This window comes from Streptomyces sp. NPDC052773, assembly GCF_044547145.1.
Taxonomy (GTDB): domain Bacteria; phylum Actinomycetota; class Actinomycetes; order Streptomycetales; family Streptomycetaceae; genus Streptomyces.
The window spans coordinates 433,937-446,153 of sequence record NZ_JBITZX010000006.1; the positions used below are offsets into that span (position 1 = coordinate 433,937).

Below are 12,217 nucleotides of genomic sequence, written 5' to 3' on the forward strand. Positions count from 1 at the left end.
TCGGCCCCCTTGTATGCCGTAGGGGCGCTACGCGCGTAGACGACCCCCGTCCCCAGGAGAGTGCGCCATCAACGCGTCCAGCAGCCCTCCGGCCGGAGCGGCGGTCAACGGTCAGGCGACCGCCGTCGAACTCGCCGGGATCACCAAGCGATTCCCCGGAGTCGTGGCCAACCACGACATCCACCTCACCGTCCGCAAGGGCACCGTCCACGCCCTCGTCGGCGAGAACGGCGCCGGCAAGTCGACCCTGATGAAGATCCTCTACGGCATGCAGAAGCCGGACGAGGGCACCATCGCGATCGACGGCGAGCAGGTCTCCTTCTCGTCCCCGGCCGACGCCATCGCCCGCGGCATCGGCATGGTCCACCAGCACTTCATGCTGGCCGACAACCTGACCGTGCTGGAGAACGTGGTGCTGGGCAGCGAGAAGCTGTACGGCATCGGCGCTAAGGCCCGGCGCAAGATCAAGGAGATCTCCGAGCGCTACGGCCTCGACGTCCAGCCCGACCTGCTGGTCGAGGAGCTGGGTGTCGCCGCCCGCCAGCGCGTGGAGATCCTCAAGGTCCTCTACCGCGGCGCCCGCACCCTGATCCTGGACGAGCCGACCGCCGTGCTCGTGCCGCAGGAGGTCGACGCGCTCTTCGCCAACCTGCGCGAGCTGAAGGCCGAGGGCCTGTCGGTCATCTTCATCTCCCACAAGCTGGGCGAGGTCCTCTCGGTCGCCGACGACATCACCGTCATCCGCCGCGGCACGACCGTCGGCACGGCCGTCCCCTCCGAGATCACCCCGCGCCAGCTCGCCGAGATGATGGTCGGCAGCGAGCTGCCCACCCCCGAGACCGCCGAGTCCACGGTCACCGACCGCCCGGTGCTCACCGTCGACAAGCTGCGCCTCGCGGCCCCCGGCGGCAAGGCGATCCTCGACGACATCTCCTTCACCATCCACGCGGGCGAGGTCCTGGGCATCGCCGGCGTCGAGGGCAACGGCCAGACGGAACTGGTCGACGCCCTGATCGGCCTGAGGCACGCCGACTCCGGCACCATCACCCTGGAGGGTGAGGAGATCACCGCCTGGGCCACCCGCAAGCGCCGTGAGCAGGGCATCGGCTACATCCCCGAGGACCGCCACCGCCACGGCCTGCTCCTGGAGGCCCCCCTCTGGGAGAACCGCATCCTCGGCCACGTCACCGAGAAGCCCAACGCCAAGGGCGTCTGGCTGGACCCGAAGGCGGCCCAGGACGACACCCGCCGGATCGTGACGGAGTACGACGTCCGCACCCCCGGCATCGACGTCACCGCGGCCTCTCTCTCCGGCGGCAACCAGCAGAAGCTGATCGTCGGCCGCGAGATGAGCCACAACCCGAAGTTCCTGATCGCCGCGCACCCCACCCGCGGTGTGGACGTCGGCGCGCAGGCCGCCATCTGGGACCACATCCGCGAGGCCCGCCGCGAAGGCCTGGCCGTGCTGCTGATCTCCGCCGACCTCGACGAGCTGATCGGCCTGTCCGACACCCTCCGGGTGATCTACAACGGCAAGCTCGTCGCGGACGCCGACCCGGCCACCATCACCCCCGAGGAGCTGGGCTCGGCGATGACCGGCGCCGCCACCGGCCACCTGGAACACGAAGAGACCCCCGAGACTCCCGGCCTGCGCAAGTCTGACGAGTCTCCGGAAGACGAGGCCCGCTGATGAAGAAGTTCGACAAGGAGCGCGTGCTCCTCGCGGTGGCCGGGCCGGTCATCGCGCTCGCCGTGGCCTTCGCGCTCAGCGCCATCGTGCTGATCGCCTCCGGCAAGAACCCGGTCGAGCCGTTCGCCGTGATGTTCGAGCAGGCCACCTTCTCCGACATCCAGGTCCGGATCCTCAACCAGGCCACGCTGTACTACATCGCGGCCCTCGCGGTGGCCATCGGCTTCCGGATGAACCTGTTCAACATCGGCGTCGACGGCCAGTACCAGCTCGCCGCCATGATGGCCGCCATCGTCGGCGCCCACGCCAACCTGCCGGCCGTCCTCCAGGTGCCGCTGCTGCTGCTGACCGCGCTGCTCACCGGCGCCTTCTGGTCCGGCATCGCCGGTGTCCTCAAGGTCACCCGGGGCGTGAGCGAGGTCGTCGCGACGATCATGCTCAACGCGATCGCCACCTCCGTCATCGCCTACCTGTGGCTGCCGGACGTCTTCGGCGTCAAGGTCGGCAACAACAACACCACCGGCGAGATGCACTCCTCCGGCTGGATCCCCGGCATCGACCTGGGCAAGGCCGGCGAGATCTACGGCCTGGTCGTCCTCGCCGTGCTGCTCGGCATCGGCTACTGGGTCGTCCTCAACCGCACCCGCTTCGGCTTCGACCTGCGCGCCTCCGGCGCCTCCGAGACCGCCGCGGCGGCCAGCGGCGTCGACCCCAAGCGCATGGTCCTGACCGCGATGCTCATCTCCGGCGCCATCGCCGGCCTCGCGGGCCTGCCCATCCTGATGGGCGACACCCACACCTACAGCCTGAACTTCCCCACCGGCATCGGCTTCCTCGGCATCGGCATCGCCCTGCTCGGCCGCAACAGCCCGGTCGGCATCGCCTTCGCCGCGCTGCTGTGGGCCTGGCTCGACAAGGCCTCGCCCGAGCTGGACTTCCACGGCTACGACAAGGAGATCGCGGTCATCATGCAGGGCCTGATCGTCCTCTCGGTCGTCGTCTCCTACGAGGCCGTCCGCGAGTGGGGCCTGCGCCGCCAGCAGCGCCGGGTCGGCGCGGAGCTGGCCGCCGGTCACGTCCTCGGCGCCGACAACAACACGAAGGAGGCGGCAGGCCGATGACCACCGCGACCGACGTCAACCAGCCCACCCTCCAGCCCACGGCGCCGACCGGCCGCCGGATGTCGTGGCCCGTACTGCTCCTGGTCATCGCCGGAGCCCTGGCGCTGACCTCGCTGGTGCGCATCATCACCGGCGCCGACGGCATCACCAACGTCAGCCAGATGTCCACCGCGCTCCAGCTCGCCGTGCCGATCGGCCTCGCCGGCCTCGGCGGCCTGTGGGCCGAGCGCGCGGGCGTCGTCAACATCGGCCTCGAGGGCATGATGATCCTCGGCACCTGGTTCGGTGCCTGGGCGGGCTTCCAGTGGGGCCCGTGGACCGGTGTCCTCGTCGGCATCATCGGCGGCTGCCTCGGCGGCCTGCTGCACGCCTTCGTCACCGTCACCTTCAACGTCAACCACATCGTCTCCGGTGTGGCGATCAACATCCTCGCCCTCGGCGCCACCCGCTACCTGGCCCCGCTCGCCTTCGTCGGCCACCAGGGCGGCTCCGCCAAGCAGTCCCCGGCGGTCGAGCCCCTCGGCCACTTCACCGTGCCGGGCCTGTCCGATGCCCTCCGGGACCTCAACGACAAGGGCTGGTTCCTGGTCTCGGACATCGCCGGCCTGCTCGGCGGCCTGGTCACCAACGTGTCCTGGCTGACCCTGATCGCCGTCGCCCTGGTCCCCGCCACCTGGTGGATCCTGTGGCGGACCGCGTTCGGCCTGCGGCTGCGCTCCTGCGGCGAGAACCCGGTCGCGGCCGAGTCCCTGGGCGTCAACGTCTACAAGTACAAGTACCTCGCCGTGATCATCTCCGGCGGCCTGGCCGGCCTCGGCGGCGCCTTCCTGTCCCTCGTGGCCAACCCCTTCTACCTGGAGGGTCAGGTCTCCGGCCGCGGCTTCATCGGCCTCGCGGCGATGATCTTCGGCAACTGGATGCCGGGCGGCCTCGCCCTCGGCGCCGGACTGTTCGGCTACACCGACAGTCTCAACCTGCGCGGCGGCTCCGAGAACGTCCACGCCCTGCTGCTGCTCGGCGCGATCCTGCTGCTCGTCGGCGCGATCTGGCTGGCGGTCCGCAAGAAGTACGTGCACGCCGTGATCACCCTGGTGGTCGGCGCCCTCGTCTTCGCCTGGTACGCCGGCACCAACGAGGTCCCCAACCAGGTCGTCTCCGCCACGCCGTACGTCATCACGCTGGTCGTCCTCGCCCTGTCGGCGCAGCGCCTGCGGATGCCGAAGGCGAACGGACTGCCGTACCGGAAGGGGCAGGGCAAGTGACCGTCGACTGGGACGCCCTGCGGGAGGTGGCGCGGGAGGCCATGTCCCACGCCTACGCCCCCTACTCGGGTTACCCGGTCGGCGTCGCCGCCCTCGTCGACGACGGCCGCACGGTCTCCGGCTGCAACGTGGAGAACGCCTCCTACGGCCTCGGCCTGTGCGCCGAGTGCGGGCTGGTCTCCGAGCTGCAGCGCACCGGCGGCGGCCGGCTGACCCACTTCACCTGCGTCGACGGCAACGGCGACATCCTCGTCCCGTGCGGGCGCTGCCGCCAGCTGCTGTACGAGTTCGGCGGCCCGGACCTCCTGCTGGAGACCCCGGCGGGGATCCTCCGCCTCGCTCAGATGTTGCCCCAGGCCTTCGGCCCGGACCATCTCACCAAGTAACTCCTGTTCGCGGCCCCTCTGAACCGACACTGATCAGAGGGGCCGCGCATTTCCCGGACACTTCCCGGACCATCGGAAGGAAAGCCAGGCCATGGACGCCATCTCCGTCATCCGCACCAAGCGGGACCGCGGTGAACTCAGCGACGAGCAGATCGACTGGGTCATCGACGCGTACACCCGCGGGGAGGTCGCCGACGAGCAGATGTCCGCGCTCGCGATGGCGATCCTGCTCAACGGCATGAACCGCCGGGAGATCGCCCGCTGGACCGCCGCGATGATCGCTTCCGGCGAGCGCATGGACTTCTCCTCCCTGTCCCGCCCGACCGCCGACAAGCACTCCACGGGCGGCGTCGGCGACAAGATCACCCTGCCGCTGGCCCCCCTGGTCGCGGCGTGCGGCGCGGCCGTCCCCCAGCTCTCCGGCCGCGGCCTCGGCCACACCGGCGGCACCCTGGACAAGCTGGAGTCGATCCCCGGCTGGCGCGCGCTGCTCTCCAACGAGGAGATGCTGTCGGTCCTGGAGGGGACGGGCGCGGTGATCTGCGCGGCGGGCGACGGCCTCGCCCCCGCCGACAAGAAGCTCTACGCGCTCCGGGACGTCACCGGCACGGTCGAGGCGATCCCGCTCATCGCCTCCTCGATCATGTCGAAGAAGATCGCCGAAGGTACGGGCTCCCTGGTCCTGGACGTGAAGGTCGGCTCCGGCGCCTTCATGAAGACCATCGAGGACGCGCGTGAGCTGGCCTCCACGATGGTCGGCCTCGGCACGGACCACGGCGTGAAGACGGTCGCGCTGCTGACCGACATGTCGACCCCGCTCGGCCTCACGGCCGGCAACGCCCTGGAGGTCCGCGAGTCGGTCGAGGTCCTGGCCGGCGGCGGCCCCGCCGACGTGGTCGAGCTGACCATCGCCCTGGCCCGCGAGATGCTCGACGCGGCGGGCGTGAAGGACGCCGACCCCGCGAAGGCCCTGGCCGACGGCTCCGCGATGGACGTCTGGCGCCGCATGATCGCGGCCCAGGGCGGCGACCCGGACGCCCCGCTGCCCACCTCCCGCGAACAGCACGTGATCAAGGCCCCGTCCTCCGGAGTCCTGACCCGCCTCGACGCCTACGACATCGGCATCGCCGCCTGGCGCCTCGGCGCGGGCCGCGCCCGCAAGGAGGACCCGGTGCAGGCGGCGGCCGGCGTCGAGATGCACGCCAAGCCGGGCGACACGGTCACCGAGGGCCAGCCTCTCCTGACCCTCCACACGGACACTCCGGAACGCTTCGAGTACGCGCTGGAGGCGGCCGAGGGCTCGTACGACATCGCGGCCCCCGGCACGGACTTCACCCCGTCCCCGGTGGTGCTGGAACGTATCGCCTGACCTGCGGTTTCCTCGTACGGGTGAACGGGATCGGTGGACCACCACCGGTCCCGTTCGGCATGCTGGGATCGGTGACGCACCGATAGGAGACCGCCATGAGCGCACTCACCGTCAGCCACGACCCCGGGCTGGGCTGGGACGACCTCGTCCGGTTCTGGGAGGAGGCGGAATGGCCTGAGGGCAGCAAGGTGGAGATCATTGAGGGGATCGTCACCGTGACACCTGCTCCCGCGGCCCGCCACAATTTGATCGCGTCCCGCATTCAGCGTCGCCTCTACACCGTGCTTCCCGAACACTTGGAGATGTCCCAGACCCAGGCTGTCGCTGTGCCGTCGCGGATGGGCCTTTTCATCCCGGATCTGCTGGTGGCACCGGTGCGGGCATTCGAGGAAGCGGAGTCCCATATGTCAGCCGCCCTCGCTGAGCTCGTCGTCGAAGTCACCTCCCAGTCCAACGCCCGCCACGACCGCGTCAGCAAGCCCGCCGCCTACGCGATGGCCGGCATCCCGTTCTACCTCCTCGTCGACCGCTGGGCCCCCGGCGGCCCCACCGTGACGCTCCACGGCGAGCCGAAGGGCGACGTCTACACAGTCCTGAGCGCGGTCAAGTTCGGCGACCCGATCAAGCTGCCCGAGCCGTTCGGCCTGACCCTCGACACCGGCGAGTTCCCCATCGGCTGACCCGGCGTCACCCCAGCACCGCCGCCACCACCACAAGCCCCGGCACCGACACCACCGTCGACAGCAGGATCGCCTCGCGGGCCAGCACCTCACCCACCCGGTAGGTGCTCGCGTAGGTGAACAGGTTCTGCGCGGCGGGCAGGGCCGAGGTCACCACCACGTCCAGCAGGGCCGCTCCCCGCAGGCCGAAGACGCCCGCCGCCAGGGCCCAGGCGACCACCGGCATGGCCAGGGTCTTGAGTCCCACGGCCAGCAGCACCGGCCCCCTCTCCCCGTCCCGCAGCGGCAGGGTGCTGCCCCGCAGTGCGATGCCGAAGGCCAGCAGCACCGCCGGGACGGACATGTTGCCGATCAGGGTCAGCGGGTCCATGACCGGCCCGGGCACCGAGACGCCCGCCGCCGACACCGCGACCCCCGCCAGCGAACCCACCGCGATCGGATTGCGCAGCGGAGTCAGCAGCCGCTGCCACAGGGGCCGCTTCGCCCCGCCCGACGCCAGGTCGAGGATCGTCACCGCGACCGGGGTCACCCCGACCAGCTGGAACAGCAGCACCGGCGCCACCAGCGAGGCATCGCCGAGGACGTACACGGCGATCGGGATGCCGAGGTTGCCGGAGTTGACGTACCCGGCGCACAGCGCGCCGATCGTCGTACGGCCCACCCCCCACCGGCGTACGACCCCCACCGCCACGAACGCCGCCGCCATCGCCGCCGTGCTGAGCGCGGTCACCAGCAGCCGGGTCGAGAAGACCACCGACAGGTCGGCCTCCGCGAGCGTGGTGAACAGCAGCGCGGGAGACGCGACGTGGAAGGCGAGCTTGGTCAGGACCTCCCGGCCCTGTTCGCCGAGGTAGCCGAGCCGGCCGATCGCGTAGCCGACGGCGATCACCACCGCGATCACCGCGAAGCCGCTCAGCACCCCCTGCACGGCGCCCCCTCGGTGAGACGGAGGCACAGACGGCCGGGGGAGCGCGACGATGATCGATGGGGCATGCACGCAACCCTGGTCACCGCGCCCGCCCCGGTCAATGTGACGCCGACGACCCCACTCGGCGACACGCCGCGATGAGTTCCGCCCGCCCGCCCGGTCTACCGCACGTGGACGCCATGACACCCGCGGAACTCGTGCTGGCCGGCCCCGTCACCCGGGACGAGGTGAGGGGCCTGTGCGAGGACGTGCGCGCTCTGCTGGAAGGAAAGGGCGGCGGGGCGCGGATCGTGGTGTGTGACGTCGGCGGGCTCGGGCCACCGGGACTCGCCGCCGTCGATCTGCTCGCCCGGCTTCATCTGACGGCCCGCCGCGCCGGGGGCCGGATCCGGCTGCGGGACCCGGACCCCGCGCTACACGCCCTTCTCGACCTGGTCGGCCTCCGCTTCGAGGTGGAGGGGCAGCCCGAACAGCGGGAACCACCGCTTGGTGTCCAGGAAGCAGTGGAACCCGGTGATCCGGCCGTCTGAGATCTCCAGCACCTGCACCGCCCACGGGACGAAGCCGCCGCTGTCCGGGTCGGGCTTGTAGTGCGCGAAGCCCGGCAGGCCGTTGACCTCGACGGGCCGCAGCTTCGAGCCCGCGCACGCGGAGCCCAGGGTGGTCATGAAGCCGGTGATGTCGGCCGGGCCGCGCAGCCACAGGTCGAACGGCGGCATCGTCATCACGGCGTCCTCGTGCAGCAACGCCGTCAGCGCCGACATGTCATAGCCCTCGAAGGCCGCCACATAGCGCTCCAGGAGCTTCTTCTGCTCCTCGTCCAGCGGGTCGGAGACCGCCGCGTCGGCGCCCGACTCGGCCCGCTCGGAGAGCGTCGCCCGGGCCCGCTGCAGCGCGCTGTTCACGGAGGCGACCGAGGTGTCGAGCAACTCGGCGACCTCGCTCGCCTTCCACGCCAGCACCTCCCGCAGGATCAGCACCGCCCGCTGCTTGGCCGGCAGCCGCTGGAGCGCCGCCATGAACGCGAGCCGCACCGACTCCTTGGCGACCGCGGCCTCCGCCGGGTCCGCAGTGGCCGGCAGCACCCGCGCGTCCGGCATCGGCTCCAGCCAGGTGTGGTCCGGGCGGGGGGAGAGGGCCGCCTGGGCGAGCGGCGTCGCCTCGGTCAGGTCCATCGGCCGGGCGCGCTTGTTGCCCGCCGTCAGCATGTCCAGGCAGACGTTGGTCGCGATCCGGTAGAGCCAGGAACGGAGGCTGGAACGGCCTTCGAACTTGTCGTGGCTCCGCCAGGCGCGGACCATGGTGTCCTGGACCGCGTCCTCGGCCTCGAAGGAGGAGCCGAGCATGCGGTAGCAGTAGCCGGTCAGTTCGACGCGGTATTTCTCCAGTTCGACGTCGAGGTCCGTCGTCGCCGTGGTGTCGCTCATCGTCCACCCACCCCATGTGGCCGTTCCGTGCCGCGCCTTCGCGCCCCAGCACTTCGGAAGCTACCGCAGCCCACTGACAATGGCCCCCGGAGCGGGAAAAGCCGCAGGTGAAAGGGTTTCCGCGGATCAGGCTGCCCGGGCGACCGTCCGGGAGCGGCCGCGCGCCGCCGCCAGCGTCCCCAGCACGGTGATGCCGACGACCCCGGCCACCGCCAGCAGCCCGACCCCGACCGTCCCGGCCCAGCCGCCCGCGTGGAAGGCCACCGCGCCCGCCGTGCTGCCCACGCTGGAGCCGACGTAGTACGCCGACTGGTACAGCGCCGAGGCCTGCGCCCGCCCGTGCGTCGCGGTCCTGCTGACCGCCGAGGAGGCCACCGCGTGCCCCGCGAAGAAGCCCGCCGTGATGAGCACCAGGCCCAGCAGCACCAGCGGCAGCGAGTCCGCCAGCGACAGCAGCAGCCCCGCCGCCGTCGTACCGCCGCCCAGGTAGAGCGCGCCGCGACGGCCCAGCCGGCCGACCAGCCGCCCCGCCGCCGACGCCGACACGGTGCCGACCAGGTACACCAGGAAGATGGAACCGACGACGCCCTGCGGCAGCGAGAACGGCGCGTCCGTCAGCCGGTAGCCGATCACCGTGTAGACCCCGCCGAAGACGGTCATGAACAGCGCGCCGATCGCGTACAGCCGCCGCAGCAGCGGGTTCGCGAGGTGGTCGCGGACCGTGCGGGCCAGCACCCGCGGGCGCAGCGAGCCCCGCGTGAAGTGCCGCGGCGCCGGCAGCAGGAGCCGGAAGGCGACCGCGCAGCCCACCGCGACCAGGCCCAGCGCGCCGAGCGCGACCCGCCAGCCCCATTCCTGCGCGACCCAGCCGGTGATGACCCGGCCGCTCATCCCGCCGACGCTGTTGCCCGCCACGAACAGACCGATCGCGGTGATCAGCGCCCGGGGCCGGACCTCCTCCGCCAGATACGCCGTCGCCGACGCCGGCACCCCGGCCAGCGCCGCGCCCTGCACCGCCCGCAGCAGGACCAGCGCGGTCAGCGAGGGCGCGAAGGGCACCAGCAGCGCGACGGTCACCGCCACCGCCAGGGACGCGGTCATGACCGTACGGCGTCCGAACCGCTCGGACAGCGCGCTCATCGGGATGACGAACAGGGCCAGCGCGCCGGTGGAGGCCGCCACGGTCCAGCTCGCCTCGCTCGCCGTCACCCCGAAGTCACCGGAGATCAGCGGCAGCAGGGCCTGGGTGGAGTACAGCAGCGCGAAGGTCGCCACGCCCGCGAGGAAGAGGGCGAAGCTCATCCGGCGGTAGCCGGGCCCGCCCGGGGCCATACGTGAGTCGGAAACGGTCGATACGGCGCCCACGGTGGTGGACGCCCCGGTACTGGCGGGAGACATGCCTCGAACGTACGGACCCCACCACTCATCCGTCCAATGCATGGATTCGCCATAATCGTTCCCATGGTGCATCAACAGAGGTCACAGCCCCACCTGTCACAGTCCGGTGACACAGAAGACATGGCGACGACGCTCGCCCCCCGCCTCGCGTACTTCGCGGGCGTCGCCCGCACCGAGCACGTCACCCGCGCCGCCCAGGAGATGAACGTCCCCCAGTCGACGCTCTCGCGGGCGATGGTCCGCCTCGAACAGGACCTCGGCGTCGAGCTGTTCGCCCGCCGCGGCCGGACCGTCGCCCTCACCCCCGCCGGCCGTACCTTCCTCACCTCCGTCGAGCGCGCCCTCGCGGAGATCGAGCGCGCCGCCGAGGAGGTCCGCGCCGACGCCGACCCCACCACCGGCAAGGTCGCCTTCGGCTTCCTGCACACCATGGGCACGGAGACCGTGCCCGGCCTCATCCGCGCCTTCCGCGCCGACCACCCGCGCGTGCGCTTCACCCTCGTCCAGAACTACGGCGAGGCCATGATCGAACGGATGCGCGCCGGCGAACTCGACCTCTGCCTGACCTCCCCGGTCCCCGACGCCCCCGACCTCGTCGCCCGCCGCCTGGACGAACAGAAGCTCCGCCTCGTCGTCCCCGCCGACCACCGCCTGGCCACCCGCAAACGCGTCCGCCTCGCCGAGGCCGCCGACGAGTCCTTCGTGACCCTGGAGCCGGGCTACGGCCTGCGCCGCATCACCGACGCGCTCTGCCAGGAGGCGGGCTTCCGCCCGAAGGTCGCCTTCGAGGGCGAGGAGGCCGAAACCCTGCGGGGCCTGGTCGCCGCGGGCCTCGGCGTCGCCCTCCTGCCCCCGCCCGCCGTCCCCCGCCCCGGAGTGGCGGAACTGACGGTCACTGCCCCGAGGGCCGTACGAGAGATCGGCGTGGCCTGGATGGCGGGAAGCGTGGACACCCCTCCGGTCGCGGCCTTCAAGAAGTTCCTCCTCTCACGCAAGGGCAACCTCTTGAACTGAGGGCGACCGGACCCACTCGAAGGGGCGCGGGGAACTGCGCGAGCAACCACCCACAACCCGCACCCCGAAGACGAACAGACACCCCAACGGCGCTACCGCCGCAACGACTTCCCGAACCCGGAAGCGAGCGGCATCCGCAACCCCAGAGGAGGCGGAGCCGCCAGCGCGTCCTCCACCGGCCGCGACAACGGCCGCCCGAACACCGCCCCCATCACGAAGTCCTCGACGAGCGCCGCCACTTCGTCCCGGTGCTGCCGCAACCGATGCCGGTCCGAGTGCACTTCGAACCGGCACACCTCCCGGTTCACCTTCTTCACCCGCGCCGCCAGCCGGAACGACAGCTCCGGATCGGTCCGCTCGTCGTTCGTGCCGTGCACCATCAGCACCCGCCGCCCCGCCAGCTGCTTCACCGGTTCGGGTGGCGCCGCGAGATCCTCCTCCGGCAGCCAGGGGGCGATCGCGACCACCGAGTTGACGGCCTGGTGCCCGCCCGCGTGCAGCGCCGCCCGCGCGCCCATGTCGACCCCGGCGAGACACACGGGCACATCGCCGTACCGCCGCACGATCTCGTCCGCGGCCCAGGTCGCGTCGCTCGCCAGCCGCGCCTCGCCGCCGTTCCAGCCGCGGTAGCGGTAGTGCACGACGTGGACGGCGAGGCCGTCACCGCCGCCCGCCCGCATCAGCCGCCGCCCCAACGCCCGTACGGACGCGGCCGCCAGGAGGGCGGACGGCCTGCGGTCGGAGGTCTCCTCGCCGCCGGGGAGCAGCAGTACCACACCGCTCACCGCCGTCCGCTCCGCACCGAACGCCCGCCCCAGCCGGGCCCTGCGAACCGCCGTCGCTTGCTGTGCCATGACAGAACAGTGTCAGAAGACGCCGGGTACGCCATCCGTCCGTGCGGTCACCGTTCCGTATCGACGCCGGCGTACGGAACGCGCTCTA

The 12,217-nt window shown here is 71.5% G+C and carries 12 protein-coding genes; 8 read left to right on the forward strand and 4 right to left on the reverse strand.

Annotation, left to right across the window (positions count from 1 at the left end; translation table 11 throughout):
* Positions 1-67 precede the first annotated feature (67 nt).
* From ACIG0D_RS17045 to ACIG0D_RS17070, 6 genes are all read left to right on the forward strand, one after another.
* Positions 68-1,690 carry an ABC transporter ATP-binding protein gene (locus ACIG0D_RS17045; RefSeq protein ID WP_399801263.1) on the forward strand — a complete coding sequence of 541 codons (1,623 nt, stop codon included), beginning with the start codon at positions 68-70 and terminating at the stop codon, positions 1,688-1,690.
* Positions 1,690-2,811: an ABC transporter permease gene (locus tag ACIG0D_RS17050; RefSeq protein WP_399801104.1), complete on the forward strand. Its 1,122-nt coding sequence runs from the start codon at positions 1,690-1,692 to the stop codon at positions 2,809-2,811. Before ACIG0D_RS17045 ends, ACIG0D_RS17050 begins: the two co-directional genes overlap by 1 nt.
* Positions 2,808-4,073 carry an ABC transporter permease gene (locus ACIG0D_RS17055; RefSeq protein ID WP_399801106.1) on the forward strand — a complete coding sequence of 422 codons (1,266 nt, stop codon included), beginning with the start codon at positions 2,808-2,810 and terminating at the stop codon, positions 4,071-4,073. The genes ACIG0D_RS17050 and ACIG0D_RS17055 overlap by 4 nt, the downstream gene beginning before the upstream one ends.
* Positions 4,070-4,459 carry a cytidine deaminase gene (locus ACIG0D_RS17060; protein ID WP_399801108.1) on the forward strand — a complete coding sequence of 130 codons (390 nt, stop codon included), beginning with the start codon at positions 4,070-4,072 and terminating at the stop codon, positions 4,457-4,459. Before ACIG0D_RS17055 ends, ACIG0D_RS17060 begins: the two co-directional genes overlap by 4 nt.
* Before the next feature lie 91 nt (positions 4,460-4,550).
* Positions 4,551-5,828, forward strand: a complete 1,278-nt coding sequence (locus tag ACIG0D_RS17065) for a thymidine phosphorylase (protein WP_399801110.1) — start codon at positions 4,551-4,553, stop codon at positions 5,826-5,828.
* Positions 5,829-5,923: 95 nt separating this feature from the next.
* Positions 5,924-6,508 (forward strand): Uma2 family endonuclease, encoded by a 585-nt coding sequence (locus ACIG0D_RS17070; RefSeq protein ID WP_399801113.1) that lies wholly within the window; start codon positions 5,924-5,926, stop codon positions 6,506-6,508.
* Between the two features lie 7 nt (positions 6,509-6,515).
* Here ACIG0D_RS17070 and ACIG0D_RS17075 read toward each other — a convergent pair whose 3' ends face one another.
* A complete protein-coding gene (locus tag ACIG0D_RS17075; RefSeq protein WP_399801115.1) occupies positions 6,516-7,436 on the reverse strand; it encodes an AEC family transporter in 921 nt (306 codons plus the stop codon).
* A 137-nt stretch (positions 7,437-7,573) separates the two neighbouring features.
* Here ACIG0D_RS17075 and ACIG0D_RS17080 point away from each other — a divergent pair, with 137 nt between their 5' ends.
* Complete coding sequence (locus tag ACIG0D_RS17080) at positions 7,574-7,966, forward strand: STAS domain-containing protein (protein WP_399801117.1); 393 nt, start codon at positions 7,574-7,576, stop codon at positions 7,964-7,966.
* On the opposite strand, the gene ACIG0D_RS17085 is transcribed toward ACIG0D_RS17080, so the two are convergent.
* Complete coding sequence (locus ACIG0D_RS17085) at positions 7,850-8,863, reverse strand: sigma-70 family RNA polymerase sigma factor (RefSeq protein WP_399801120.1); 1,014 nt, start codon at positions 8,861-8,863, stop codon at positions 7,850-7,852. The two genes, ACIG0D_RS17080 and ACIG0D_RS17085, sit on opposite strands and share 117 nt — an antisense overlap.
* Before the next feature lie 126 nt (positions 8,864-8,989).
* Positions 8,990-10,261 carry an MFS transporter gene (locus tag ACIG0D_RS17090; RefSeq protein ID WP_399801123.1) on the reverse strand — a complete coding sequence of 424 codons (1,272 nt, stop codon included), beginning with the start codon at positions 10,259-10,261 and terminating at the stop codon, positions 8,990-8,992.
* 63 nt (positions 10,262-10,324) lie between these two features.
* On the opposite strand from ACIG0D_RS17090, the gene ACIG0D_RS17095 reads away from it, so the two are divergent.
* Positions 10,325-11,275 carry a LysR family transcriptional regulator gene (locus tag ACIG0D_RS17095; protein WP_399801125.1) on the forward strand — a complete coding sequence of 317 codons (951 nt, stop codon included), beginning with the start codon at positions 10,325-10,327 and terminating at the stop codon, positions 11,273-11,275.
* A gap of 92 nt (positions 11,276-11,367) precedes the next feature.
* Here the strand turns inward: ACIG0D_RS17095 and ACIG0D_RS17100 are convergent, their stop codons facing one another.
* Complete coding sequence (locus ACIG0D_RS17100; RefSeq protein ID WP_399801127.1) at positions 11,368-12,129, reverse strand: alpha/beta hydrolase; 762 nt, start codon at positions 12,127-12,129, stop codon at positions 11,368-11,370.
* Between the last annotated feature and the right edge of the window lie 88 nt (positions 12,130-12,217).

Excerpts from the sequence above, each read along its gene's own strand:
- ACIG0D_RS17050 (WP_399801104.1), top strand. The coding sequence starts at position 1,690 with ATGAAGAAGTTCGACAAGGAGCGCGTGCTCCTCGCGGTGGCCGGGCCG.
- ACIG0D_RS17055 (WP_399801106.1), top strand. The coding sequence starts at position 2,808 with ATGACCACCGCGACCGACGTCAACCAGCCCACCCTCCAGCCCACGGCG.
- ACIG0D_RS17065 (WP_399801110.1), top strand. The coding sequence starts at position 4,551 with ATGGACGCCATCTCCGTCATCCGCACCAAGCGGGACCGCGGTGAACTC.
- ACIG0D_RS17070 (WP_399801113.1), top strand. The coding sequence starts at position 5,924 with ATGAGCGCACTCACCGTCAGCCACGACCCCGGGCTGGGCTGGGACGAC.
- ACIG0D_RS17080 (WP_399801117.1), top strand. The coding sequence starts at position 7,574 with ATGAGTTCCGCCCGCCCGCCCGGTCTACCGCACGTGGACGCCATGACA.
- ACIG0D_RS17085 (WP_399801120.1), bottom strand. The coding sequence starts at position 8,863 with ATGAGCGACACCACGGCGACGACGGACCTCGACGTCGAACTGGAGAAA.
- ACIG0D_RS17090 (WP_399801123.1), bottom strand. The coding sequence starts at position 10,261 with ATGTCTCCCGCCAGTACCGGGGCGTCCACCACCGTGGGCGCCGTATCG.
- ACIG0D_RS17095 (WP_399801125.1), top strand. The coding sequence starts at position 10,325 with ATGGTGCATCAACAGAGGTCACAGCCCCACCTGTCACAGTCCGGTGAC.
- ACIG0D_RS17100 (WP_399801127.1), bottom strand. The coding sequence starts at position 12,129 with ATGGCACAGCAAGCGACGGCGGTTCGCAGGGCCCGGCTGGGGCGGGCG.